Source organism: Comamonas antarctica (assembly GCF_013363755.1).
GTDB lineage: Bacteria > Pseudomonadota > Gammaproteobacteria > Burkholderiales > Burkholderiaceae_C > Comamonas > Comamonas antarctica.
The window spans coordinates 3,240,670-3,263,750 of record NZ_CP054840.1 but is presented as its reverse complement, the minus strand read 5'-3'; the positions used below and the strand labels follow the sequence as shown (position 1 = coordinate 3,263,750).

Annotated in this window: 24 protein-coding genes; 11 read left to right on the top strand and 13 right to left on the bottom strand. The window is 65.4% G+C overall.

All coding sequences use genetic code 11. The features are described 5' to 3' along the window. Positions 1–132: 132 nt before the first annotated feature. Positions 133–1,119, top strand: a complete 987-nt coding sequence (locus HUK68_RS15110) for a Bug family tripartite tricarboxylate transporter substrate binding protein (RefSeq protein ID WP_175504923.1) — start codon at positions 133–135, stop codon at positions 1,117–1,119. 228 nt (positions 1,120–1,347) lie between these two features. Here the strand turns inward: HUK68_RS15110 and HUK68_RS15105 are convergent, their stop codons facing one another. Together HUK68_RS15105 and HUK68_RS15100 are read right to left on the bottom strand one after the other, a co-directional pair. Next, positions 1,348–1,677: a DHCW motif cupin fold protein gene (locus HUK68_RS15105; RefSeq protein WP_175504922.1), complete on the bottom strand. Its 330-nt coding sequence runs from the start codon at positions 1,675–1,677 to the stop codon at positions 1,348–1,350. Next, a complete protein-coding gene (locus tag HUK68_RS15100; protein ID WP_175504921.1) occupies positions 1,674–2,315 on the bottom strand; it encodes a DUF2238 domain-containing protein in 642 nt (213 codons plus the stop codon). Before HUK68_RS15100 ends, HUK68_RS15105 begins: the two co-directional genes overlap by 4 nt. A gap of 152 nt (positions 2,316–2,467) precedes the next feature. Here HUK68_RS15100 and HUK68_RS15095 point away from each other — a divergent pair, with 152 nt between their 5' ends. Further along, complete coding sequence (locus tag HUK68_RS15095) at positions 2,468–3,412, top strand: bestrophin family protein (protein ID WP_175504920.1); 945 nt, start codon at positions 2,468–2,470, stop codon at positions 3,410–3,412. Positions 3,413–3,530: 118 nt separating this feature from the next. Here the strand turns inward: HUK68_RS15095 and HUK68_RS15090 are convergent, their stop codons facing one another. The 3 genes from HUK68_RS15090 to HUK68_RS15080 all read right to left on the bottom strand — a co-directional run bounded on the left by HUK68_RS15090 (position 3,531) and on the right by HUK68_RS15080 (position 6,649). After that, positions 3,531–4,646 carry an acyl-CoA dehydrogenase family protein gene (locus HUK68_RS15090; protein WP_175504919.1) on the bottom strand — a complete coding sequence of 372 codons (1,116 nt, stop codon included), beginning with the start codon at positions 4,644–4,646 and terminating at the stop codon, positions 3,531–3,533. A gap of 9 nt (positions 4,647–4,655) precedes the next feature. Then, complete coding sequence (locus HUK68_RS15085; protein ID WP_175504918.1) at positions 4,656–5,861, bottom strand: acyl-CoA dehydrogenase family protein; 1,206 nt, start codon at positions 5,859–5,861, stop codon at positions 4,656–4,658. Positions 5,862–5,962: 101 nt separating this feature from the next. Beyond that, positions 5,963–6,649, bottom strand: a complete 687-nt coding sequence (locus HUK68_RS15080) for a YceH family protein (RefSeq protein WP_175504917.1) — start codon at positions 6,647–6,649, stop codon at positions 5,963–5,965. Between the two features lie 18 nt (positions 6,650–6,667). On the opposite strand from HUK68_RS15080, the gene purN reads away from it, so the two are divergent. After that, positions 6,668–7,255 (top strand): phosphoribosylglycinamide formyltransferase, encoded by a 588-nt coding sequence (purN, locus tag HUK68_RS15075; RefSeq protein WP_175504916.1) that lies wholly within the window; start codon positions 6,668–6,670, stop codon positions 7,253–7,255. A 143-nt stretch (positions 7,256–7,398) separates the two neighbouring features. On the opposite strand, the gene HUK68_RS15070 is transcribed toward purN, so the two are convergent. After that, entirely contained in the window at positions 7,399–7,677 is a 279-nt protein-coding gene (locus tag HUK68_RS15070; RefSeq protein WP_175504915.1) for a DUF1653 domain-containing protein, read from the bottom strand. 75 nt (positions 7,678–7,752) lie between these two features. Here HUK68_RS15070 and HUK68_RS15065 point away from each other — a divergent pair, with 75 nt between their 5' ends. Next, the gene (locus HUK68_RS15065; RefSeq protein WP_175504914.1) at positions 7,753–9,024 is read left to right on the top strand and encodes an RsmB/NOP family class I SAM-dependent RNA methyltransferase; all 1,272 of its coding nucleotides are present in this window, start codon (positions 7,753–7,755) and stop codon (positions 9,022–9,024) included. Positions 9,025–9,135: 111 nt separating this feature from the next. Then, the gene (locus HUK68_RS15060; protein ID WP_175504913.1) at positions 9,136–10,359 is read left to right on the top strand and encodes a DesA family fatty acid desaturase; all 1,224 of its coding nucleotides are present in this window, start codon (positions 9,136–9,138) and stop codon (positions 10,357–10,359) included. A gap of 8 nt (positions 10,360–10,367) precedes the next feature. Here the strand turns inward: HUK68_RS15060 and HUK68_RS15055 are convergent, their stop codons facing one another. The 4 genes from HUK68_RS15055 to trxB form a co-directional block, all read right to left on the bottom strand. Next, positions 10,368–11,531 carry a S8 family peptidase gene (locus HUK68_RS15055; RefSeq protein WP_208458670.1) on the bottom strand — a complete coding sequence of 388 codons (1,164 nt, stop codon included), beginning with the start codon at positions 11,529–11,531 and terminating at the stop codon, positions 10,368–10,370. A gap of 244 nt (positions 11,532–11,775) precedes the next feature. Further along, the gene (rpmG, locus tag HUK68_RS15050; protein ID WP_008904999.1) at positions 11,776–11,946 is read right to left on the bottom strand and encodes a 50S ribosomal protein L33; all 171 of its coding nucleotides are present in this window, start codon (positions 11,944–11,946) and stop codon (positions 11,776–11,778) included. 19 nt (positions 11,947–11,965) lie between these two features. After that, on the bottom strand, positions 11,966–12,199 hold the full coding sequence (rpmB, locus tag HUK68_RS15045; protein WP_159910637.1) for a 50S ribosomal protein L28: 234 nt from the start codon (positions 12,197–12,199) through the stop codon (positions 11,966–11,968). Positions 12,200–12,396: 197 nt separating this feature from the next. Further along, positions 12,397–13,347, bottom strand: coding sequence for a thioredoxin-disulfide reductase (gene trxB / locus HUK68_RS15040; RefSeq protein WP_175504912.1), 951 nt, complete (start codon positions 13,345–13,347; stop codon positions 12,397–12,399). Between the two features lie 229 nt (positions 13,348–13,576). Here trxB and HUK68_RS15035 point away from each other — a divergent pair, with 229 nt between their 5' ends. Next, positions 13,577–15,904 (top strand): DNA translocase FtsK, encoded by a 2,328-nt coding sequence (locus tag HUK68_RS15035; protein WP_175504911.1) that lies wholly within the window; start codon positions 13,577–13,579, stop codon positions 15,902–15,904. Positions 15,905–15,919: 15 nt separating this feature from the next. After that, a complete protein-coding gene (gene lolA, locus HUK68_RS15030; RefSeq protein ID WP_175504910.1) occupies positions 15,920–16,552 on the top strand; it encodes an outer membrane lipoprotein periplasmic chaperone LolA in 633 nt (210 codons plus the stop codon). Between the two features lie 4 nt (positions 16,553–16,556). On the opposite strand, the gene brnQ is transcribed toward lolA, so the two are convergent. After that, on the bottom strand, positions 16,557–17,867 hold the full coding sequence (gene brnQ / locus HUK68_RS15025) for a branched-chain amino acid transport system II carrier protein (protein WP_175504909.1): 1,311 nt from the start codon (positions 17,865–17,867) through the stop codon (positions 16,557–16,559). A gap of 287 nt (positions 17,868–18,154) precedes the next feature. Here brnQ and HUK68_RS15020 point away from each other — a divergent pair, with 287 nt between their 5' ends. The 3 genes from HUK68_RS15020 to HUK68_RS15010 all read left to right on the top strand — a co-directional run bounded on the left by HUK68_RS15020 (position 18,155) and on the right by HUK68_RS15010 (position 21,618). Beyond that, positions 18,155–19,459, top strand: coding sequence for a replication-associated recombination protein A (locus tag HUK68_RS15020; protein WP_175504908.1), 1,305 nt, complete (start codon positions 18,155–18,157; stop codon positions 19,457–19,459). A 478-nt stretch (positions 19,460–19,937) separates the two neighbouring features. Beyond that, positions 19,938–20,585 carry a DUF47 domain-containing protein gene (locus HUK68_RS15015; RefSeq protein ID WP_175504907.1) on the top strand — a complete coding sequence of 216 codons (648 nt, stop codon included), beginning with the start codon at positions 19,938–19,940 and terminating at the stop codon, positions 20,583–20,585. 22 nt (positions 20,586–20,607) lie between these two features. Further along, positions 20,608–21,618 carry an inorganic phosphate transporter gene (locus tag HUK68_RS15010; protein ID WP_175504906.1) on the top strand — a complete coding sequence of 337 codons (1,011 nt, stop codon included), beginning with the start codon at positions 20,608–20,610 and terminating at the stop codon, positions 21,616–21,618. 65 nt (positions 21,619–21,683) lie between these two features. On the opposite strand, the gene HUK68_RS15005 is transcribed toward HUK68_RS15010, so the two are convergent. Next, the gene (locus tag HUK68_RS15005; RefSeq protein WP_175504905.1) at positions 21,684–22,130 is read right to left on the bottom strand and encodes an NINE protein; all 447 of its coding nucleotides are present in this window, start codon (positions 22,128–22,130) and stop codon (positions 21,684–21,686) included. A gap of 32 nt (positions 22,131–22,162) precedes the next feature. Beyond that, complete coding sequence (locus tag HUK68_RS15000) at positions 22,163–22,696, bottom strand: GNAT family N-acetyltransferase (protein WP_175504904.1); 534 nt, start codon at positions 22,694–22,696, stop codon at positions 22,163–22,165. A 124-nt stretch (positions 22,697–22,820) separates the two neighbouring features. Here HUK68_RS15000 and rpsP point away from each other — a divergent pair, with 124 nt between their 5' ends. After that, positions 22,821–23,072, top strand: coding sequence for a 30S ribosomal protein S16 (gene rpsP, locus HUK68_RS14995; protein ID WP_175504903.1), 252 nt, complete (start codon positions 22,821–22,823; stop codon positions 23,070–23,072). Positions 23,073–23,081: the final 9 nt, after the last annotated feature.

The window sequence follows — 23,081 nt, the reverse complement described above, 5'->3', positions numbered from 1 at the left end:
ACATTCTTCAATAAACGCATCGGGATAAACCCGGACGCTTGGTCCAAGAAGTCCCTATATGCAAAAATTGCAACAGCTTATGTCTTTTAAGCAAATGCCTGTCTGTCTGCCCCGAAGACCCCCGGATTTCCCATGCAAACCACCCAGATCCTCCGCCGTACCGCCGTTGCCGCCAGCCTGCTCCTGGCCGCAACCGTCGCCATGCCGTCTTTTGCGGCCGACAACAACTACCCCACACGCGCCATCACCATGGTCGTGGGCTATCCCCCGGGCGGCAGCACCGACCTCGTGGGCCGTCTCGTCGCGGACGGCCTGTCCTCGCGCCTGGGCCAGCCCGTGGTCGTGGAAAACCTGGGCGGCGCCGGCGGCGCGATCGGCGCGCAGAAGGTCGCCAAGTCGGCCGCCGACGGCTACACCATCATGGTTGGCGCCAACAACGAAATCGCCATTGCGCGCCTGATCAACAAGGCCGTGAAGTACACCATCGACGACTTCACGCCCATTGGCGTGGTCGGCTCGCAGCCCATGGTGCTGGTCGCCTCGCAAAAGGCCGGCGTGAAGAATGCCGCCGAGTTCGTCGAAGCCACCGCCAAGAACCCCGGCAAGTTCAGCTACGGCAGCTCCGGCGTGGGCACGGCCCTGCACCTGGCCGGCGAGCTGATCAAGGAACAGGGCAAGCTCGACATGGCCCACATCCCCTACAAGGGCGTGGCGCCGCTGACGACCGACCTGGTCGGCAACAACATCGAATACGGCGTGTTCGTGCTGTCTTCGGGCCTGCCGCAGATCAAGGCCGGCAAGGTGATCGCCCTGGGCACGACCGAAGCCAAGCGTTCCGCCATCACGCCCGATATCCCTGCGCTGTCGGAACTGCCCCAGTTCAAGAACGTGGACATCAACTCCTGGTTCGCGCTGATGGCGCCCAAGGGCCTGCCCGCGCCCATCGCCGCCAAGCTGAAGAAGGCCCTGGTGGAAACCATGGCCTCGCCCGAGTTCCGCAAGAAGATGGAAGAAACCGGCAACGTGGTCGCCGATCCCAAGCTGGATGCGGGCAAGTACATCAACACCGAGATCGCGAAGTACACCAAGATCGTGCAGTTCGCCAAGATCGAAAACTGAAGCACCCCCTGAGCGGGAGGCTGTCCGCCCCCTTGCCAGGCCACGCCAGTTTTTATGGGCACGCCCTTGAACACCGTTCGTCCTGAGCTTGTCGAAGGATGAACGGCCTGCTCTCAAGAGCCGTTCACCTAATCACTGACCTCTACGGGGCGCTGCATGGCGCGGCAGGCGCCGCGTCAAACGTAGATTCACCTGCACACGCCGCGCGCAGGGCGTGCAGCCGGCGCTTCAATCGACGATGAACAGCCGCGCCCCCAGCGGCGCGCGCGAGCGGTGCGGTTCCGCGTTGTCCGCGACCTGGTAGCTCATGCCGGCCTTGAGCGTGAAGCGGCGGCCGTCCTCGAGCTCGGTTTCCATCTCGCCTTCGAGGCACAGCAGCACATGGCCCTTGGTGCACCAATGGTCCGAGACATAGCCGGGCGTGTACTCCACCATGCGCACGCGTATGCTGCCGAAATGCTGGGTCTGCCAGAACGCCTGGCCGGCTTCGGCCGAATGCTCGGTGCGCGGCACCTGCGACCAGTCGGTCGTGCCAAAGGGGATGTCGGTCATCTTCATTGCGGGTTGCCTTTGCGCCGGGGCGCTTCGATCTGTTGGATCTGCCGATCTTGCCACCGCGACAGCGCCAGCAGGGCCACCACCCCTCCCAACAGCGCAAATGCCATGTCCGACTGCGTGTCCCAGGGATCGCCCTGGGTGCCGAGGAATTCGTCCGCGCCCTGGCCCAGCGCCACCGCGGCCGCCCATTCGATCAGCTCGTAGGTCGCGCTGATCGCCAGCACCACGCACAGCACCAGGAAGGCCAGCATCTTCCCGCCCCGCACATAGCCGCCGCGCAGCAGGATCTCGCGCGCCACCAGCGCCGGCACGAAGCCCTGGGTGAAATGGCCGATCTTGTCATAGGGGTTGCGCGACAGGTCCAGCCACGACTGCAGCTCGAAGCCCAGGGGCACCCGGGCATAGGAATAGGTGCCGCCCACGACCAGCACCAGCGCGTGCCAGCCGATGCAGGCATACAGCAGCGGCGTGAGTGGAAAACGCCGGTGCGTGGTCCAGAGTACCGGCAGCGCGATCAGCACGGGCGCGACTTCGAGCCACCAGGTGGTGCGGTCGAAAGGGCTGACGCAGGAGATCGCCAGGGCTATCAGGCAGACCAAGGTCAGCCAGGACAGTTGCTTGAAAGCGGAATTTCGCATTTGCCGTTGCTTCTTTTTGGGGGGGCGTCTATCCAGAGAGGAAAGCATGGCCTTGCACGGCGTTCGATAATCTGAGGCTGTGCAGATTTTCCATGGCCTTGCCGTTGGAGCTTGCATTCTAGTATCGGCTTTTTCCAGACTGCACCCCCGCAATGATCGTTCGCGAGCGTCCGGCCGGCTTCCGGCTTTTCCTCATTCTGCGGGGCTCGGTGCTGCAGCGCATCCGCGTCTCCCTGGCCGTCAACACGCTGCTGGCGGTGCTGGTGACGCTGGCCCATGGCAGCCTGTTTTCCGTGAAGATCACGCTGACGCCGATTCCGTTCACGCTGATCGGGCTGCCACTGGCGATCTTCCTGGGCTTTCGCAACAACACCGCCTATGCGCGCTACTGGGAAGGGCGCAAGCTCTGGGGCGAACTGGTGATCCAGGCGCGCACCCTGACGCGCCAGTGCCTGGGCTTGATCCGGCTGGAGCAGCCGGTCGATGCCTCGGGCCGCGACAGCGATGTGCGCGTGCGCATGGTCCACCGCGCGATTGCCTATGCGCATGCACTGCGGCTGCAGTTGCGCGACCAGGACTCGGCGGAACTGCAGCGCTGGCTCACGGCGCAGGAATGGGACGCGCTGCGCGCCAGACCCGCAGGCCGGCGCGCCGATGCGCTGATGCAGAGCATGGGCCAGGACCTGGGCGGCTGCGTGCGCCGCGGCGAGATCGATCCCTGCCTGGCCGCGCGCCTCGACGGCACGCTGACCGGCATGGTGGCCGCCGCGGCCTCGTGCGAGCGCATCCGCCACACGCCGATGCCGTTTTCCTATGCACTGCTGCTGCACCGCACGGCCTACATGTACTGCTTCTTGCTGCCGTTCGGCCTGGTCGACATCACCGGCTTCATGACGCCGTTTGTCGTGGCCATCGTCGCCTACACCTTCTTCGGGCTCGACGCGCTGGGCGACGAGCTCGAAGAACCATTTGGGCTGGAGAGCAACGACCTGCCGCTGGACACCATCTGCCGCGGCATCGAGATCAGCCTGCTCGAGGCGCTGGGCGAGACTGAGCTGCCGGCCCCGCTGCAGCCGGTGAATTACCAGCTGACCTAAGGCGTTTGTCACAGCCTTGCAACTGGCGCGCTCCCACTCAGGGGCGCCGAGCAAGGGCCGCCCCGCAGCGCGGGTGCCGTCCTCCTGGGGGGAAGCGGCGTCAGCCGCTCAGGGGGGATTAAGAAAACACTCCCGCCGTCTCCTGCATGCCCGCCGACACCTCGCCCAGGTGCTGCAGGCTGTCGCCATAGCTCATCTCCATCTGCGTGAGGCGCTTGAAGTAGTGGCTCACGATGTACTCGTCCGTCACGCCAATGCCGCCATGCAGCTGCACCGCCTGCTGGCCGATGAAGCGCATCGACTGGCCCAGCTGCACGCGCGCGCGTGCAATCGCCAGGTGGCGCTCGGCGGCCGGCGCGGTGATCTTCAGCGCCGCGTAGTAGCTCATCGAGCGTGCGAGCTCCAGCTGCATCTTCATGTCGGCCACGCGGTGGCGCAGCGCCTGGAAGCTCGCGATCACCACGCCAAACTGCTTGCGCTGGTTCATGTAGTCGACGGTGATGTGCAGGGTCTGCTCCATCACGCCCACGGCTTCGGCGCACAGCGCGGCGTTGGCGATGTCCATGGCCAGCGTCAGCGCGGTGAGGCCGTTGTGCGTCAGCAGCGTCGCCGGCGTGGCGCTGAATTCGACTTCGGCCGCACGGCTGCCGTCTTGCGTGCCATAGCCGCGCGTGCGCAGGCCGCTGGCGCCGCGCTCGACCAGGAACAGCGCGATCTGGCCGTCGAGCTGCGCCGGCACCAGGAAGGCATCGGCGTGGTCGCCCGCGGGCACCAGGCTCTTGAGCCCGGTCAGCACATGGCCATCGCCGCTGGCCGTGGCCGTGGCGCTGCAGACATCCAGCCGATAGCGTGCCTTGCGCTCCTGGTGCGCGAGCACCACCAGCGCCTCGCCGCTGGCAATGCGCGGCAGCCACAGCGCCTGCGCCGCGGCCGGCGCGTACTGGCTCAGCACGGCGCTCGCGATCACTGCCTGGGACAGCGGCTCCAGCACGATGCCGCGGCCCAGTTCTTCGAGCGCGACCATCACATCGACCGGGCCCTGGCCCAGGCCGCCATGCGCTTCGGGCACGGCCAGCGCGGTGAGGCCCAGCTCGGCCAGCTCGGTGTAGGTGGCACGCGAGAAGCCGCCGGCGGCCACATCGGCGCGGCGGCGTTCGAACGAGTAGCCCTTGTCGACCCAGCGGCGCACGGCATCGCGCAGTTGCTGCTGGTCTTCGGAAAAGTTGAAATCCATGGTGTCTCCTCAGCCGAAAACAGTTTGCGCGACGATATTGCGTTGGACCTCATTGCTGCCACCGTAGATGGTGGTCTTGCGCATGTTGAAGTAGGTCGAGGCCAGCGGTGCGTTCTGCGTTTCGCCGCCGGGGAAACCGCCGAGCGCGCCCGCGCTCTGGTCGCCCTGCCAGCCGGCTTCCATCGCTTCCTCGATGAAGGGCAGGCTGAATGGGCCCGCGGCCAGCATCATCAGCTCGCTGTAGCGCTGCTGGATCTCGCTGCCCTTGATCTTCAGCAGGCCGGCAATGTCCAGCGGATTCTTGCCCGAGGTCTCGGCCGAGAGCACGCGCAGCACCATCATCTCCAGCGCGATCACGTCGACTTCGAGCAGCGCGATCTGGTCGCGAAAGCGCTGGTCTTCCCAGACGCCCTCGGCCTTGGCGATGCGCTTGAGACGCTCGAGTTCGCGCTTGGAACGGTTCACGTCGGCGATGTTGGTGCGCTCGTGCGAGAGCAGATGCTTGGCATAGGTCCAGCCCTTGTTTTCCTCGCCGATCAGGTTCTCGACCGGCACCTGGACGTTGTCGAAGAACACTTCATTGACTTCGCGTTCGCCGTCGAGCAGCTTGATCGGGCGCACCGTCACGCCGGGCGACTTCATGTCGATCAGCAGGAAGGAGATGCCGGTCTGCGGCTTGCCTTCGGTGCTGGTGCGCACCAGGCAGAAGATCCATTCGCCGTACTGGCCGAGCGTGGTCCAGGTCTTCTGGCCGTTGACCACGTAGTGGTCGCCCTGGCGTTCGGCGCGCGTCTTGACCGAAGCCAGGTCCGAGCCCGAGCCCGGCTCGCTGTAGCCCTGGCTCCACCAGACTTCGCCGCTGGCAATGCCCGGCAGGAAGCGCTGCTGCTGCTCGGGCGTGCCGAAGGCCATGATCACCGGCGCCACCATGACCGGGCCGAACGGAATGACGCGCGGGGCACAGGCCAGCGCGCATTCTTCCTCGAACAGGTGCTTTTGCACCGCGCTCCAGCCTGGGCCGCCGAACTGCTTGGGCCAGCCGTGGCCCAGCCAGCCGCGGCTGCCCAGGATCTTGGCCCAGCGCTGCAGGTCGTCGCGCGACAGGCGCAATGCGTTGCGCACCTTGTGCGCGATGTCTTCGGGCAGATGGCTGCGAATCCAGGCGCGAACTTCTTCGCGGAAGGCCTGTTCCTCAGGGGTGAAAGCGAGATCCATGCGTCAGTCTCCGGTTATGGAAGATTTGTAGCACGCCCGTGCTTTTTTGTGCTGTCCGCAGCGGGACACCGATCGCGTCAGCCGCGTTGAATCAGCCGCGTTCAATGGCCCTCGGGCGTGTTCTCTGGCTCGATGCCCAGTTGCCGGCACAGCGCGTCGAGCTGCGCCTGCAACTGCTGCACCTGCGCTTCAAGCGCCGCAATGCGCTGCTCGTTGCCGCTGCTGGCAGCGCTGCGCGCAGCCGGGGCTGCGGGCAGGGCGGACAGATCGATGGGGCCGCCCAGCAGCGTGGCCCAGCGCGGCTCGCGTGCACCGGGCGCGCGTGGCAGCAGCACCACCAGCGGTCCGCCTTTTTCCTCGCTGCGCTCCTGCAGTTCGTCGAGAAACGCCTCGACCGACGAAATATCGGCAAAGCGGTGCCAGCGTTCGGCATTGAGCCGCAGCTCGGCCGCGGTCTGCGGGCCGCGCAGCAGCAGCAGCGCCAGCAACACCGCCGATTGCTCGGGCACGCCCATGCCGCGCGGGAAATTGTGCTCCCAGCGCTGGGTGCGGCTGCCGCTCACTGGCGTGACCAGGCTCAGGCGCAGCAGGTCGTCGAGCGCCTGCTGGGCATCGGCCTCGTTCACCTCCATGACCGGGTCGCGGCTGCTTTTCTGGTTACAGCCGCTGAGCAGCGCGTTGAGCGACAGCGGATAGCTGTCGGGCACCGTGCGCGCCTTTTCCATCAGGGTGGCAAGCACGCGGGCCTGGACGGGATTGAGCGGGGTGGAGCGTGGGTCAAAGGGCATGGGAGACAATCGAGGGCAATGAAAAACATCGTGATTTTGATCTCTGGCAGCGGCTCCAACATGGCAGCCATCATCCAGGCCGCCCAACAGCAGGACTGGGCCAAGACCCTGAACGCGCGCGTCGCCGCGGTCGTCAGCAACAAGGCCGACGCCAAAGGCCTGGAATTCGCGCGCCAGCATGGCATTGCCACCGAGGTGCTGGACCACAAGGCCTTTGCCAGCCGCGAGGCGTTCGACGCCGCCTTGAGCGAAGTCATCGACCAATACCAGCCCGTGCTGGTGGTGCTGGCAGGCTTCATGCGCATCCTGACACCGGGCTTCGTGGGCCATTATGCGGGCCGGCTGGTCAATATCCACCCCTCGCTGCTGCCGGCCTTCACCGGCCTGCACACGCACCAGCGCGCCATCGACGCGGGCTGCAGGTTCGCCGGCGCAACCGTGCATGAAGTCACCGCCGAGCTCGATGTCGGGCCCATCCTCGCGCAGGCCGTGGTGCCGGTGCTGCCGGGCGACACGGCGCAGTCGCTCGCGGCACGGGTGCTGGTGCAGGAGCATGCGATGTATCCGCAGGCCGTGGCGGACTGGCTCAGCAAGCAGGCCGGATAGAGCCCTTCGTGGCGCGTCCCGAAAGGACCGTTCGTGGCCCGCACCGAGGGAAACGTTCGAGGTGAGTCCCGAAAAAGCCGTTTGTGGTGAGGCTGCCTGGCCGGCCGCATCGAACCATGGACGTCCCTCGTTCGATGATGGGCCTATTTCCGCGCCGCGCTTTCCGCCTCGGGCGAGTAATCGCCCAGCCGCGCGAAACGGGGCTGGCGCCGTCCGTCGAATTCCACGCTTTCGGCAAACATCGCCGCGGGCCGCACCCACAGGCCGCGCGCGCCATACAGCGCGCGGTAGAGCGTCATGGCTTCGAGCGTTTCGCTGTGGCGCACCATGTCGATCACTTGATAAAGCCCGCCCTTGTAGTGGCGGTACAGGCCGGGCGCGGTGGGCTGGATGGCAGGCAGGTCGGAGTCGGTGGCAGTCATGCTTGGCAATCGCAGTGAAATGCGCACAGTACCAGCGAACGCCGGGGGAACTCCGCAAATGGGACAATTGCGCCCATGCACCCCAAAGCCCTTCTCGATGCTTGCGCCGAACTGGTCAAGCTGACCCTGACATTTGAACACCCGGCCGATGCCGTGGTGTCCCGCTATTTCCGTGACAACCGCCAGCTGGGCCCGCGCGAGCGCGCCACCCTGGCCGAGACCGCGTTTGCCGTCCTGCGCAAGAAGCTGTTGTTCGAGAGCCTCGCGCGCTCGGGCAGCGGCCCGCGCGAGCGCCGCCTCGCCATCCTGGGCTTCCACGGCCCGCGCGACTTCCTCAAGGCCGCGCTGAGCCCGCAGGAAATCACCTGGCTCGAACAGTGCGATGCCGTCAAGCCCGAAGACCTGATGGAGCCGCACCGCCACAACCTGCCGGCCTGGCTGGTCGAGCCGCTCAAGGCCCAGCTTGGCGACGATTTCTGGACGCTGGCGCAAAGCATGGAAGAGGGCGCACCGCTGGACCTGCGCGTCAATGCGCTCAAGGACAAGCGCGCCGATGTGCAAAAGGAACTGGCCAAGGCCGGCATCCAGGCCCAGCCCACGCCGTTCTCGCCCTGGGGCCTGCGCATCGAAGGCAAGCCTGCGCTGACCAAGCTCGACGCGTTCACGCGCGGCGCGATCGAAGTGCAAGATGAAGGCTCGCAGTTGCTGGCCCTGCTGCTCGATGCCAAGCGCGGCGAAATGGTGGTGGACTTCTGCGCCGGCGCCGGCGGCAAGACGCTGGCCATTGGCGCCAGCATGCGCAGCACCGGCCGTCTGTATGCGTTCGACGTGTCGGGCCACCGGCTGGAGGCGCTCAAGCCGCGCATGGCGCGCAGCGGGCTGTCCAATGTCCACCCCGCGGCCATTGCGCACGAGCGCGACGAACGCATCAAGCGCCTGTCGGGCAAGATCGACCGCGTGCTGGTCGATGCGCCTTGCTCGGGCCTGGGCACGCTGCGCCGCAATCCCGACCTCAAATGGCGCCAGTCCGAGCAGGCAATCGCCGAGCTGACCGTCAAGCAGGCGTCGATTCTCGACAGCGCCGCGCGCCTGGTGAAATCCGGCGGGCGCCTGGTCTACGCGACCTGCTCCATCCTGCCCGAGGAAAACGAGGCCATTGCCGAAGCCTTCAGCGCCGCCCATCCCGACTTCGTACCCCTGCACGCCGCGCAGCTGCTGGAGCAGCTCAAGGTGGCGGCAGCCGAGGGCCTGTGCAGCGGCGGCGAGTCCGGCGGCCGCTATCTGCGCCTGTGGCCGCATCTGCACCAGACCGATGGTTTCTTTGCGGCGGTCTGGGTGCGCAAGTAACCAACCACTGCCAGTGCAGGTAATCGGCAGGCATCCACGCGCTGCCCCGCCCTAGAATGAAAGCTGCCGCTCGCTGCGAGCGGCGCTGCTTTTTTGGAAGGTGGGCGCAGCATGTGGTATCCCGAAAATGCTCTCGTGGCCGAGGCCCTGCAATGGCTGGGCCGGGGCCTGTGGCCGCTGGCCTGGTGGCAACTGATTCTGGTGGGGCTGGCCACCACCCATCTCACGATCATCGCGGTCACGCTGTTCCTGCACCGCTGCCAGACCCACCGCGCGCTGGAGCTGGGCCCCGTCCCCTCGCATTTCTTCCGATTCTGGCTCTGGCTGACAACCGGCATGGTCACGCGCGAATGGGTTGCCATCCACCGCAAGCACCACGCCAAATGCGAGACGCCCGACGATCCGCACAGCCCGCAGCAGCGCGGCCTGCGCAAGGTGTTGTGGCAGGGCGCCGAGCTGTATCGCGGCGAATCCGCGAACGCGCAGACGCTGCGCACCTACGGCCAGGGCACGCCCGACGACTGGCTGGAGCGCCGCCTCTACAGCCGCTTTGCCGGCCTGGGCATCACACTGCTGCTGGTGCTCGAGCTGCTGTTGTTCGGCTTTGCGGGCCTGGCATTGTGGGCCGTGCAGATGGCCTGGATTCCATTCTGGGCCGCGGGCGTGGTCAATGGCATCGGGCACTTCTGGGGCTACCGCAATTTCGAGGTGCAGGACGCGAGCCGCAACATCTCGCCCTGGGGCGTGCTGATCGGCGGCGAGGAACTGCACAACAACCACCACACCTATCCCACGGCGGCCAAGTTCTCGGTGCGGCGCCATGAGTTCGATATCGGCTGGGCCTATATCCGTCTGTTGCAGGGCCTGGGCTGGGCGCGGGTCAGGAAAACGCCGCCGCGCTGGCGCGAGGGCGCGGCGCGTGCCGAGGCCGACGAAGCCACGCTCGAAGCGCTGATCGCGCACCGCTACGAAGCCATGGCGCGCTATGCGCGCGGCCTGCGCGCGGCCTGCCAGGCCGAGGTGCGAAGCCTCAAGGCGCGCCAGGCGCACCGCGATGAGGTGTCGCGGCTGCAGGCAGTGCGGCGCTGGCTGGTGCGCGACCAGGAGCGCTTGCCGCAGAGCGCGCGCGCCCAGCTGGCGCAGGTGCGTGCCGCGCACCCGGTGCTGGACCAGATGCTGACCATGCGGGAAGAACTGCGCCAGCTCTGGCTCAACACCTCCCGCACGCGCGACCAGCTCACGGCCGAGTTGCGTGCCTGGTGCCGCAAGGCCGAAGCCAGCAATATCGGCATGCTGCAGGAATTTTCCCGGGCGCTGCGCGCAGTGCGCCAATAGGCGCCGGCTCATGGCGCGGTGACCAGGCCCTGGCCCACATCGGATTCGTCGGTGTTGGGAATGAACACGTTCTTGCGGGCGTTGGAGATCAGGCGCGAGGCGACGTTCCTGGCCGTGGGCTTGATCCCGGACTGGCGCAGGAACTGCCACCACAGCGCGGCCACTCCGGTCACATGCGGGCAGGCCATGCTGGTGCCGCTGATGGTGCGCAGGCCGCCGCCAGGCCAGGCGGAGGTGATGTCGACGCCGGGTGCGGCCAGCAGCGCCTGGATGTTGGAAAAATCAGCGACCGCGTATTTGCCGTCGTGGCGGCCTACGGCGGCAACCGAAAGAACATCGGCCGCGGCCGCGGGCAGCGAGGCGGCGACGCGGAATTCGGGCTTGATGTCGCGCCGGCTTTCATTGCCGGCCGCGGCAATCACCAGCGGCGATGTGCCAAAGGCCGCCTGGGCCTTGAACACCGCCATGATGGCATCGAACATGCGCAGGTTGCCGCCATAGGCCTCGAGCGCCGTCGAGGTGGCCATGTTCAGCGGCCAGCCATCGGCCACGAGGCGCGAGATCATGCCCGGAAAATCAAAGCCCAGCGACAGCGAGATGATGTCGGCATGTTCCTCCATGGCCCAGGTCAACGCTTGGAAGATCATCTCCGACTGGCCCGCGCCGTCGTCGCCCAGCACCTTGGCGATCAGCGCGCGCTCGACGCCGCGCGCAATGCCGATGCGCCGTCCTCCATCGTTGCGGCCGAAGATGGTGCCTGCGCAGTGCGTGCCATGGCCGTTGCGGTCGCCATTGCCATGTTCGCTGAAATCCTTTTGCACGAGCGTCATGCCGGCAAAGGCCGGATGGTCGGAATCAATGCCGGTATCGAGGATGGCCACGCAGACTCCGGCGCCGTCATAAACGCTTTTGTCGGCGCGCACTGCCTTGATGCCCCAGTTGGCGGTCAGCGACAGGGTGTCCGCGGGAACCGGGGTAATGAGGCGCACGGGCATGGCGGGGACCACAAGCTGGATCTGCGGATCGGATTTGAGCTCACTCACCGCCCGGTCCGACAGTTGCTCGGTGGAGATCCTGGGCAGGGCATGGGCCAGCGAAAACATGCCGGTATCGAGTTCGCGTTTGCTGATGCGGCGTTGAAAGACGTAGTGCAGCGTGATGTAGCGTTTCATGGACACTCCGCGGGTCCCATCAGCTGAATGCCCCCATTCAACGCTGTGGCTACCACTAACGGAAGTGTGTACTTACTTGGATGGGCGGACAAGGATGCCAGTAGGGGCATTGCCCGGCATGCCGCGCGCAGCCGTATTCCCTGTAGCCGGGCCGCGACGCAGCCATGAAAAAAGGACACCGAAGTGTCCTTTTTTACAGCAAGCTCGAAAACTGCGGCCGGGGCCTGCAGTCTTCAGGAAGCGCTTACTTGAGCTTCATTTCCTTGTACTCGACATGCTTGCGAGCCTTGGGATCGAACTTCATGATCAACATCTTTTCAGGCATTGTCTTCTTGTTCTTGGTGGTGGTGTAGAAGTGGCCGGTACCTGCAGTGGATTCCAGCTTGATCTTGTCGCGTCCGCCTTTGGATGCCATGTTATTTCTCCTTTAGGGATTAAGCTTGGCCACGGGCACGCAGGTCTGCGAGCACGGCGTCGATACCGTTCTTGTCGATCAGGCGCAGAGCAGCGCTGGAAACGCGCAGGCGCACCCAACGGTTCTCGGTCTCGACCCAGAAACGACGGTACTGCAGGTTGGGCAGGAAACGGCGCTTGGTCTTGTTGTTGGCGTGGGAAACGTTGTTTCCCACCATGGGCTTCTTGCCCGTTACATCACATACGCGTGCCATGAGGACACTCCGATAGTTTTATACAGCCACAGACACCGGAGCCCTGCAAAAGCAGGTCGTGCCCATGGCCTCACCTCGCCAGAATTCGGGTGGCGGTAACCCGTCGCGGAGCCGGCACGCGCCCCAGGGGCGCACGCAAATTCAGCAAAGCCTGAGATTATAGGCACTGAGCTAAAAGCCTGCCCCGGCGAAAGACCTTATTCCTGTTCGAGAAAGCGCTGCGCGTCGAGCGCGGCCATGCAGCCCGTGCCGGCGCTGGTGATGGCCTGGCGGTAGACATGGTCCTGCACGTCACCCGCGGCAAACACGCCGGGCACGCTGGTCTGCGTGGCAAATCCCTGCAGGCCGCCCTGGGTCACGATATAGCCGTTCTCCAGCGTCAGCTGGCCCTGGAAGATGTCGGTGTTGGGCGAGTGGCCGATGGCAATGAAGCAGCCCTGCAGCGCGATGTCCTCGGTGTGGCCGTCCTGCGTGCTCTTGAGGCGGATGCCGGTCACGCCCGAGTGGTCGCCCAGCACTTCGTCCAGCGTGAAATGCGTCTTGAGCTCGATCTTGCCGGCCTTGACCTTCTCGTGCAGCTTGTCGACCAGGATGGGCTCGGCCTTGAACTTGTCGCGGCGGTGCACCAGCGTGACCTTGCTGGCGATGTTGGACAGATACAACGCTTCCTCGACCGCGGTATTGCCGCCGCCGACCACGCAGACCGGCTGCTCGCGGTAGAAGAAACCGTCGCAGGTCGCGCAGCCCGACACGCCGCGGCCCATGAAGGCCTGTTCGGAGGGCAGGCCCAGGTACTTGGCCGAAGCGCCGGTGGCGATGATCAGCGCATCGCAGGTATAGGTGCCGGAGTCGCCGGTCAGTGTGAACGGACGCTGGCTCAGGTCGACCTTGTTGATGTGGTCGAACACGATCTGCGTCTGGAAGCGCTCGGCATGCTGCTGGAAGCGCTGCATCAACTCGGGGCCCTGCACGCCCATCACGTCGGCAGGCCAGTTGTCGACTTCGGTGGTGGTCATCAGCTGGCCGCCCTGGGCCAGGCCGGTCACCAGCAGCGGCTTGAGGTTCGCGCGCGCAGCGTAGATGGCGGCGGAGTAGCCGGCAGGGCCGGAGCCGAGGATCAGGACTTGGGCGTGTTGCGTAGTGGACATGGTGCGCTCATGGAAGGCATGCGGACAGCCGCATGCAAAGGTTCATCAATTGGATGGGGACAGAGTATCCCCCGTGCGGCGCGTTTGCGCACACGCGTTCGGTCAATCACCGGGATTGTAAAAAGTCATCAAAGCGATTCAAATGGAACGTCTTGTTTCAAGTGTGTGCCTTGGCCTACGCTGCCTTTACGATGTGCGGCTGGGCGGTGGGGTAAGCTTCCGCCTGCGTATGACTTACACATTGAATGCCCTGAATTCTTCCTCAGGGAAATCATCCTCGCGTACCGGATTGGCCCGCTTTGGCCACGAAGTCAGCCTGATCATCGGGCTGCTCGCGCTGGTGTTCCTGCTGCTTTCGCTGCTGAGCTATTCGCCGCAAGATGCGGCCTGGTCGACCTCGGGCGCGACCCAGGGTCCGCTGGTGCACAACTGGGTGGGGCGTTCCGGCGCCTGGCTGGCCGATACCTGCTATTTCGGCTTTGGCTTTTCCATCTGGTGGCTGGTGCTGGCGGCGGTGGCCAACTGGTTTGCCTCGCTGCTGCGCTGGACCCGTGGCGGCGTGGCGCCGGCCGAGCCGCTGTGGCGCCGGCGCCTGCGCTTTTGGGGCGGGCTGGCGCTGCTGCTGCTGGCGAGCACCGCGCTCGAATGGTCGCGCATGTACCGCTTCGAGCCGCTGCTGCCGGGACATGCGGGCGGCGTCATCGGCTATGTCTTCGGGCTCAATGGCATGCATTGGCTGGGCTTCACCGGATCGGGCCTGGCCGGCATCGTGCTGCTGGTGCTGGGCGCGGCGCTGGTGTTCGGCTTTTCCTGGGGCCAGCTGGCCGAGCGGCTGGGCGGGCGCATCTATTCGATGGTGCGCGTGAGCCGCGCCCAGCATGAAAAGGCCAAGGACGTGGCGGTCGGCCGCAAGGCGGCGCGCGCACGCGAGGTCGTTGTGCAGGAGGAGCGCAGTGAAAGCGTCGAGAGCCATCCCCTGCCGATACAGATCATCGAACCCGTCGTGGAGCCGGCCGCCGCGCCCAGCGAGCGTGTGATCAAGGAAAAGCAAAAGCCGCTGTTCCACGACCTGCCCGACACCAAGCTGCCGCAGGTCGACCTGCTGGATGAAGCCCAGCAGCGCCAGGAAACCGTCTCGGCCGACACGCTGGAGATGACCAGCCGCATGATCGAGAAGAAGCTCAAGGATTTCGGCGTCGAGGTGCGCGTGGTCGCGGCCATGCCCGGCCCGGTGATCACGCGCTACGAGATCGAGCCCGCCACGGGCGTGAAGGGCTCGCAGGTGGTGGGGCTGGGCAAGGACCTCGCGCGTTCGCTGTCGCTGGTCTCGATCCGCGTGGTCGAGACCATTCCCGGCAAGAACTACATGGCGCTGGAGCTGCCCAACGCCAAGCGCCAGTCGATCCGCCTGTCCGAAGTGCTGGGCTCCAAGGTCTACCACGATGCCAAGAGCATGCTGACCATGGGCCTGGGCAAGGACATCGTCGGCAACCCGGTGGTGGCCGACCTGGCCAAGATGCCGCACGTGCTGGTCGCGGGCACGACGGGCTCGGGCAAGTCGGTGGGGATCAACGCCATGATCCTGTCGCTGCTCTACAAGGCCGAGGCCCGCGACGTGCGGCTGCTGATGATCGACCCGAAGATGCTGGAAATGTCGGTCTACGAAGGCATTCCGCACCTGCTGTGTCCGGTGGTCACCGACATGAAGCAGGCGGCCAACGGGCTGACCTGGTGCGTGGCCGAGATGGAGCGCCGCTACAAGCTGATGAGCAAGCTGGGCGTGCGCAACCTCGCGGGCTACAACGCCAAGATCGACGAGGCCAAGGCCAAGGAAAGCTTCATCTACAACCCGTTCAGCCTCACGCCCGAGTCGCCTGAACCGCTGGACCGGCTGCCGCATATCGTGATCGTGATCGACGAGCTGGCCGACCTGATGATGGTCGTCGGCAAGAAGATCGAGGAGCTGATCGCGCGCCTGGCGCAGAAGGCGCGCGCTGCGGGCATCCACCTGATCCTGGCCACGCAGCGCCCCAGCGTGGACGTCATCACCGGCCTGATCAAGGCCAACATCCCGACGCGCATTGCCTTCCAGGTCAGCAGCAAGATCGACAGCCGCACCGTGCTCGACCAGATGGGCGCCGAGGCGCTGCTGGGCATGGGCGACATGCTCTACATGGCCAGCGGCACGGGCCTGCCGATCCGTGTGCATGGCGCGTTCGTCAGCGACGAGGAAGTGCACCGTGTGGTCGACTACCTCAAGGAGCAGGGCGAGCCCGACTACATCGAAGGCGTGCTCGAAGGCGGCGTGGCCGATGGCGATGGCGAAGCCGGCGGCGGCGAGGGGGGTGGAAATGGCGAAACCGACCCCATGTATGACCAAGCTGTCGAAGTGGTCCTCAAGGACCGCAAGGCCAGCATCTCGTACGTGCAGCGCAAGCTGCGCATCGGCTACAACCGCTCGGCGCGCCTGCTGGAAGACATGGAAAAAGCCGGCCTGGTGAGTTCGTTGACCACCAGCGGCCAGCGTGAAGTGCTGGTGCCAGCCCGTAATGAATAGGCGGATGGAGAGTTTATGAAGCGTTTTTTGACAAGTGTGGTGCTCATGGCCGGTGCCGGCCTGGCACAAGCCGACGGCCTGCAAAGCCTTGAAGCCTTCATGCAGAACGCCCAGGCCGGCAAGGCCGAGTTCACGCAGACCGTGACCTCGCCGGCCAAGGAGGGCCAGGCCGCGCGCAGCAAGACCTCGAGCGGCGAGTTCTCGTTCCAGCGCCCGGGGCGCTTCAAGTTCGACTACCGCAAGCCGTTCGCGCAGCAGATCGTCGCCGACGGCAAGACGCTGTGGATGTACGACGCCGATCTGAACCAGGTCACGCAGCGCGCCCAGGCCAAGGTGCTCGATGCCACACCCGCGGCCATCCTGGCCTCGGCCGCCAGTGTGCAGGCGCTGCGCGCCGATTTCGATCTCAAGGCCGCGCCCGACCAGGACGGCCTGCAATGGGTCCAGGCCACGCCCAAGGCCAAGGAAGGCCAGCTGCAGAGCGTGCGCGTGGGCTTTGCCGGCAACCAGCTGGCGGCCATCGACATGCTCGACAGCTTCGGCCAGCGCTCGCTGATGCGCTTCACCAATGTGCAGACCAGTGCCAGCCTGCCGGCCGACACGTTCAAATTCGTCGCTCCAAAGGGCGCCGACGTTCTGGCGCAGTAAGCCGTCAGTTGCGGCAGCGGACCGGCTGCATGCGGTCCAGCAGTCCGCAGGCCAGCAGCGTGGCGGCCACGGGCAGCAGCCAGCCCAGGCCCATCGCGCTGCCCGGCAGCCGTTCCAGCCAGCCAGGTGCCCAGGCGGCCAGATCCAGCGCCTGCGCGGCATCGAGCAAGCCGAAGGCCAGCGCCACCAGCATCACCGGCATGAACACGCGCGGCGCCGACTTCCATGCGGGCGACAGCAGGCTCAGCGCGACCAGTGCAATGGCCATGGGATAGATCGCCACCAGCACCGGCACGGCCACGGCGATCAGCTGCTCCAGTCCCTGGTTGGCGATCAGCATGCTGACCAGGCTCAGGGCCACGACCATGCCGCGGTAGGAGCTGCCGGGCACCAGCGCGCTGAAATAGCTGGCGCAGGCGCTGACCAGGCCCACGCCCGTGGTCAGGCAGGCCAGCACGATGACGCTGCTCAGCAGCAGCATGCCCGGGGTGCCGAACGTATGCTGCACGTAGCGCGTGAGGATCTGCACGCCGTTGCCGTCCGCGGACACCAGCGACCCGCTGTGCGCGCCCAGGTACATCAGCGAGACGTAGACCAGGCATAGGCCGATGGCGGCAATGAGGCCGGCAACGATGGCGTAGCGCGTGTGCAGCCCCGAGTCGGTCACGCCCGTGTCCTTGATGGCATTGACGATCACGATGCCGAACACCAGCGCAGCCAGTGCATCCATGGTCTGGTAGCCCTGCAGGAAACCTTCGGCCAGGGCCGCCTGCTGGTAGTCGCCAGCGCTGGGCAGCAGGCTGCCTGCCGGCAGCACGAAGGCCGCGCCGCCCAGCACGGCCAGCGCCACGAGCAGCACGGGCGTGATCAGCCGTCCCAGCGTGTCCATCAGTTTGCCGGGAAACAGCGCCAGCAGCAGCACCAGCCCGAAGTAGGCCGCGCTGTAGGCCAGCAGCGCGCCCGGGCCATTGCCGACAAACGGCGCCAGCCCCATCTCGAACGAGACCGTGGCCGTGCGCGGTGTCGCGAACATCGGGCCGATGGTCAGGTAGACCGCAATGCCCAGCAGCATGCCTGGCCAGCGCCCGAGCGGCGCGGTGATGGCCTCCATGCCGCCGCCGACGCGTGCCAGCGCGACCACGGTCAGCAAGGGCAGGCCGACGCCCGTCAGCAGGAAGCCCAGCGCCGCGCTCCAGAAATGTTCGCCCGCGGCAAGGCCCACCATCGGGGGAAAGATGATGTTGCCCGCGCCCAGGAACAGCGCAAAGGTGAGAAAGCCAAGCGCCAGGAGTTCGCGCGGTCGAAGAGTCTGCATACAGGGAGTATTGGTGCCGGAAGGGGCCGACCGGTTCCAGCAAAAAAGGGAGGGATTTTAAGTGGGTGCCCACTGGCGGGTAAGACGCAGGCGGCAATGCCTGTCGGTGCGCACAGGTTTGCAGGGTATTGCCGCCTGGCTTGCGGCTGCGCGGCCCGCCAAGCGGCTAAGCTAGGTACTGCGCCATCGCGGCGCTGCGTTGACTGCCATGCCCCATTCCATTCATTTCTGTTCTTTCGCTTCGGTCGCGCAGCAGTGCCGGCCCCTGCATCGCCTGGAGGCAAGCCATGCCTGATCTTTTCACGCAGGATCCCGTCGCGCCACTTGCCGAAGCCCTGCGGCCCAAGACCCTCGACGAAGTGGTGGGGCAGTCGCATCTGCTGGGCGAGGGCAAGCCGCTGCGCCTGGCGTTCCAGTCGGGCAAGCCGCATTCGATGATCTTCTGGGGCCCGCCCGGCGTCGGCAAGACCACGCTGGCGCGCCTCACGGCCACCGCGTTCAAGTGCGAGTTCATTGCGCTGTCGGCGGTGTTCTCCGGCGTCAAGGACATCCGGGCCTCGATGGAGCTGGCGCAGCAGAACCTGGCGATGGGCAAGCACACCATCCTGTTCGTCGATGAGATCCACCGCTTCAACAAGTCGCAGCAGGATGCGCTGCTGCCGTATGCCGAAAGCGGGCTGGTGACCTTCATTGGCGCCACCACCGAGAACCCGTCGTTCGAGGTCAATTCCGCCTTGCTGTCGCGCGCCCAGGTCTATGTGCTGAAGTCGCTCACCGATGACGAACTGCGCCAGCTGCTCAAGCGTGCGCAGGAGATTGCGCTGGGCCACCTGCATTTCGACGACCTAGCCACGGACACGCTCATTGGCTATGCAGACGGCGATGCGCGCCGCTTCCTGAACCTGCTGGAACAGACCAGCACCGCAGCCAATGCATCGGGCATCAGCGACATCAGCGCCGACTTCCTGCAGAACGCGCTCACGCTCAACAGCCGGCGCTTCGACAAAGGCGGCGACAACTTCTACGACCAGATCTCGGCGCTGCACAAGTCGGTGCGCGGCTCGCACCCCGACGCCGCGCTCTACTGGCTCACGCGCATGCTCGACGGCGGCGCCGACGCACGCTACCTGGCGCGGCGCATCGTGCGCATGGCCTGGGAAGACATCGGCCTGGCCGATCCGCGCGCCATGCAGATCGCCAACGACGCGGCCCTGACCTATGAGCGCCTGGGATCGCCCGAGGGGGAGCTGGCGCTGGGCCAGGCGGTGATCTATCTGGCCATCGCGGCGAAGAGCAACGCGGGCTACAACGCCTACAACCAGGCGCGGGCCTTCGTGAAGCAGGACAAGAGCCGCGAGGTGCCGGTGCACCTGCGCAATGCGCCGACCAAGCTCATGAAGGAGCTGGGTTACGGCCATGAATACCGCTACGCGCACGATGAGCCGAATGCCTATGCGGCGGGCGAGACCTATCTTCCCGAAGGCATGCCCGAGCCGCGCTGGTACAAGCCCGTGCCGCGCGGCCTGGAGGGCAAGATCGGCGAAAAGCTGGCCCAGCTCAGGCAGTGGGACGAGGAGGCGGACAAGAACTAGGCGAGATACGCCCATTGCCAGCGGGTGGCTGCAACTGTTTCGTTTCGGATTTATTTCACTCTCGAATTGCTGCGATATCTTGCGATTTAACGTGGTTGCGCGCGGATATTTTCGGTTGCACGCAATCTGGCATAAATCCTGCATAGGCTTATGACATATTTTTGTCTTTTGGGCTGTTAATGCCCGCTGAAGCCTGTCACATTCGGGGTGTTCCGGGCCGGCCCGCCCTGGTTTCTTCAGTTGTGGGTTTCATCGCTGATATTGCCGTAACCCCGCGCCCCACCTTGATTTTTCGAGTTTTTTCCAGGCGGCGATAGCCACGGTGCAAGCGCTCTTTCATGGCAGAAGCGTTCGATTACGAGACGGTTACATTGCCGGGAGTACACTTCGCCCCGTTGACGCCGGCAAGCCTCCCAGGCCCGCTTTCGTGTGTGCGAGTTCGCCTGCGTGTTCATCAGAAACCCTGGTAAGGAATCCCATGCTATTTGGCAAGCTGCTGCCACGCGAAGGTAATTTTTTTGAGATGTTCAACCAGCACGCCGACCGCATCGTCGAAGCGGCGCATGCGTTCTCGCAGCTGGTGGCGAACTACAACGATCCCCACCTGCGCGAGAAGTACAACCAGGACGTCGACAACGCCGAGCGCGCCGCCGACCGCGTGACGCACGATGTCAACAAGGCCCTGCACAAGACCTTCATCACGCCGCTCGACCGTGAGCACATCCACGCGCTGATCAACACCATGGACGACGTTGCCGACCTGATCCAGGATTCGGCCGAGACCATGGCGCTTTATGACGTGCGTCATATGACAGAGGAGATCACGCGCCTCACCGACCTGAGCGTGCGCTGCTGCGAGCGCGTGCGCGATGCCGTCAAGCTGCTCGACCGCATCTCCGACACCGGCACGGCCGAGGCCGCGCTCAAGACCTGCGAGGAAATCGACCGTCTCGAATCCGATGCCGACCGCGTGATGCGCGCGGCCATGAGCAAGCTGTTCCGCGAAGAGCCCGATGTGCGTGAGGTCATCAAGCTCAAGGCCATCTACGAACTGCTCGAGACCATCACAGACAAGTGCGAGGACGTGGCCAACCATATCGAGGGCATCGTCCTCGAGAATTCCTGATCCGCCGCGGAGTCCTGACGTAATGGAAACCGTACAAGCCGCCCTCTGGGTCGTGGTCTTGCTGGTGGCGCTGGCCTTGCTGTTCGACTTCATGAACGGCTTCCACGACGCGGCCAACTCGATTGCCACGGTTGTTTCGACCGGGGTGCTCAAGCCGGCGCAGGCCGTGGCCTTTGCCGCATTCTTCAATGTCATTGCCGTTTTCGTCTTCCACCTGAGCGTGGCCGCGACCGTTGGCAAGGGCATCGTGCAGCCGGGTGTCGTCGACACCCATGTGGTGTTCGGCGCACTGGTCGGCGCGATCGTCTGGAACGTGATCACCTGGCACTACGGCATTCCCAGCAGCTCCTCGCATGCGCTGATCGGTGGCATCGTGGGCGCGGTCATTGCCAAGGCCGGCGCGGGTTCGCTGATTGCCAGCGGCATCTGGAAAACCGTGGCCTTCATCTTCGTCTCGCCGCTGCTGGGCTATCTGCTGGGCTCGCTGATGATGGTGGCCGTGGCCTGGATCTGTCGGCGTGCGCGCCCCAGCAAGGTCGACAAGTGGTTCCGCCGGCTGCAGCTGGTTTCGGCGGGCGCCTACAGCCTGGGCCATGGCGGCAACGACGCGCAAAAGACCATCGGCATCATCTGGCTGCTGCTGATCGCCACCGGCTACAGCAGCGTCGGCGATTCCGCGCCGCCGACCTGGACCATCGTCTCCTGCTACATCGCCATCGGCCTGGGCACCATGTTCGGCGGCTGGCGCATCGTCAAGACCATGGGCCAGAAGATCACCAAGCTCAAGCCGGTGGGCGGCTTCTGCGCCGAGAGCGGCGGCGCGCTGACGCTGTTCATCGCCACGGCCATGGGCGTGCCGGTCTCGACCACGCACACCATCACCGGCGCCATCGTCGGCGTGGGCTCTACGCAGCGCGCCAGCGCCGTGCGCTGGGGCGTGGCGGGCAATATCGTCTGGGCCTGGGTGCTGACGATTCCGGCCAGCGCCTTTGTCGCCGCCATTGCCTATTGGGTCAGCCTGCAGATCTTCTGATCAGGCTGCGCTCCATGCCAAAGCCGCCGGCCCGTGCCGGCGGCTTTTTTCCTGGGCCTGCGGGGCTATTGCGAAATCTTGCGCGCCTCTTCGATCTGGTATTCGAAGTAATGCTGGAAGCTGTAGGCAAGGCTGGCCATCAGCACCGTGGCACCCAGCATCAGCGACAGCGCGATGGCAAACACCGTGCCCCAGTGCGTGCGGCCGGTCTCTGCGTCGGCATTCGCGCCGGGGTTGTAGCGGGCGTTCCACGCATCGGCAGGGGTCAGGCCATAGAGGATGGCGCGTAATGCGCAGCCGGAAATGGTGAAGCCCAGCAGCGGAATCAGCAGCCAGCTGAGTTGGTCGTCCTGCCCGAGTTCCTGCACGCGCTGCAGGCCGTAGAGGCCCAGCGCCGTGGGCACGGGAAGCAGCCAGCCGAACCAGTCGCCGGGGCCGTGCAGATAGAAGCGGTGCAGGCCCAGCGGCCCGCCGATGAAGGCCAACCAGGCGGCCAGGGTCTTGCTTTTCATGCGGCCATTATTCGCGCCAACGGCCGCCGCGCCTATCGGGGGACTACCGGGGGCGTGGTGTCGCCGTCGCCCAGCACCTTTTCCATCAGCACGATGTCCAGCCAGCGGTCGAACTTCCAGCCGACCGAGCGCATCACGCCGATCTCGGTGAACCCGCTGACGCGGTGCACGCCGATGGAGCCCGCGTTGGCCGAGTCGCCGATCACCGCCAGCAGCTTGCGCACACCCGCGGCTTCCGCCTGCTCGCTCAGCGCCGCCAGCAGCAGCCGGCCCACGCCCTGGCCGCGCGCGGCATCGGCGACATAGACCGAGTCCTCGGCCGAAAAGCGGTAGGCCGGGCGCGGCTTGAACCAGTTGGCATAGCTGAAGCCGAGAATGCTTCCAGCCTCATCCTCGGCCACGAGATAGGGCAGGCCGCGGCCCAGCACGTCGGCGCGGCGCGCGGCCATGTCGCTTTCGCTGGGTGGATCGACCTCGAAGGTGCCGGTGCCATGCAGGACGTGATGGCGGTAGATGGCGGTGATGGCCGGGATGTCGGAGTCGGTACTGGCGCGGATATTAGGCATAAACAAAAGAAATCGATATAATCGCGTGCTTTGCAGCGTGTCGCTGGCCGGGTGGCCATGTCGCGTGTCTCAACGCCGCAAGAAAATGTGCAGCATAAGCTGCGCACCACCCAAAGGATAAATCATGGTCGTCATTCGACTCTCCCGCGGCGGCTCCAAGTCGCGTCCCTTCTTCAACATCGTTGTGGCTGACAAGCGCACTCGCCGCGATGGCGCCTTCATCGAGCGTCTGGGCTTCTACAACCCCACCGCCCGTGGCGGCGAAGAAGGTCTGCGCATTGCGCAAGACCGTCTGACGTACTGGAAGAGCGTGGGCGCGCAATCGTCGCCTACCGTGGACCGCCTGATCAAGCAAGCCTCCAAGGCAGCTGCTTAATCTGACGCT

Bases quoted from the DNA above. Each gene is read 5' to 3' on its own strand.
- HUK68_RS15000 (WP_175504904.1), bottom strand. From the start codon at position 22,696: ATGCCTAATATCCGCGCCAGTACCGACTCCGACATCCCGGCCATCACC.
- rpmB (WP_159910637.1), bottom strand. From the start codon at position 12,199: ATGGCACGCGTATGTGATGTAACGGGCAAGAAGCCCATGGTGGGAAAC.
- purN (WP_175504916.1), top strand. From the start codon at position 6,668: ATGAAAAACATCGTGATTTTGATCTCTGGCAGCGGCTCCAACATGGCA.
- lolA (WP_175504910.1), top strand. From the start codon at position 15,920: ATGAAGCGTTTTTTGACAAGTGTGGTGCTCATGGCCGGTGCCGGCCTG.
- trxB (WP_175504912.1), bottom strand. From the start codon at position 13,347: ATGTCCACTACGCAACACGCCCAAGTCCTGATCCTCGGCTCCGGCCCT.
- rpsP (WP_175504903.1), top strand. From the start codon at position 22,821: ATGGTCGTCATTCGACTCTCCCGCGGCGGCTCCAAGTCGCGTCCCTTC.
- HUK68_RS15005 (WP_175504905.1), bottom strand. From the start codon at position 22,130: ATGAAAAGCAAGACCCTGGCCGCCTGGTTGGCCTTCATCGGCGGGCCG.
- HUK68_RS15110 (WP_175504923.1), top strand. From the start codon at position 133: ATGCAAACCACCCAGATCCTCCGCCGTACCGCCGTTGCCGCCAGCCTG.
- HUK68_RS15090 (WP_175504919.1), bottom strand. From the start codon at position 4,646: ATGGATTTCAACTTTTCCGAAGACCAGCAGCAACTGCGCGATGCCGTG.
- HUK68_RS15010 (WP_175504906.1), top strand. From the start codon at position 20,608: ATGGAAACCGTACAAGCCGCCCTCTGGGTCGTGGTCTTGCTGGTGGCG.
- HUK68_RS15105 (WP_175504922.1), bottom strand. From the start codon at position 1,677: ATGAAGATGACCGACATCCCCTTTGGCACGACCGACTGGTCGCAGGTG.
- HUK68_RS15080 (WP_175504917.1), bottom strand. From the start codon at position 6,649: ATGCCCTTTGACCCACGCTCCACCCCGCTCAATCCCGTCCAGGCCCGC.
- HUK68_RS15015 (WP_175504907.1), top strand. From the start codon at position 19,938: ATGCTATTTGGCAAGCTGCTGCCACGCGAAGGTAATTTTTTTGAGATG.
- HUK68_RS15085 (WP_175504918.1), bottom strand. From the start codon at position 5,861: ATGGATCTCGCTTTCACCCCTGAGGAACAGGCCTTCCGCGAAGAAGTT.
- HUK68_RS15065 (WP_175504914.1), top strand. From the start codon at position 7,753: ATGCACCCCAAAGCCCTTCTCGATGCTTGCGCCGAACTGGTCAAGCTG.
- HUK68_RS15020 (WP_175504908.1), top strand. From the start codon at position 18,155: ATGCCTGATCTTTTCACGCAGGATCCCGTCGCGCCACTTGCCGAAGCC.
- HUK68_RS15070 (WP_175504915.1), bottom strand. From the start codon at position 7,677: ATGACTGCCACCGACTCCGACCTGCCTGCCATCCAGCCCACCGCGCCC.
- rpmG (WP_008904999.1), bottom strand. From the start codon at position 11,946: ATGGCATCCAAAGGCGGACGCGACAAGATCAAGCTGGAATCCACTGCA.
- HUK68_RS15100 (WP_175504921.1), bottom strand. From the start codon at position 2,315: ATGCGAAATTCCGCTTTCAAGCAACTGTCCTGGCTGACCTTGGTCTGC.
- HUK68_RS15035 (WP_175504911.1), top strand. From the start codon at position 13,577: ATGACTTACACATTGAATGCCCTGAATTCTTCCTCAGGGAAATCATCC.
- brnQ (WP_175504909.1), bottom strand. From the start codon at position 17,867: ATGCAGACTCTTCGACCGCGCGAACTCCTGGCGCTTGGCTTTCTCACC.
- HUK68_RS15095 (WP_175504920.1), top strand. From the start codon at position 2,468: ATGATCGTTCGCGAGCGTCCGGCCGGCTTCCGGCTTTTCCTCATTCTG.
- HUK68_RS15060 (WP_175504913.1), top strand. From the start codon at position 9,136: ATGTGGTATCCCGAAAATGCTCTCGTGGCCGAGGCCCTGCAATGGCTG.
- HUK68_RS15055 (WP_208458670.1), bottom strand. From the start codon at position 11,531: ATGAAACGCTACATCACGCTGCACTACGTCTTTCAACGCCGCATCAGC.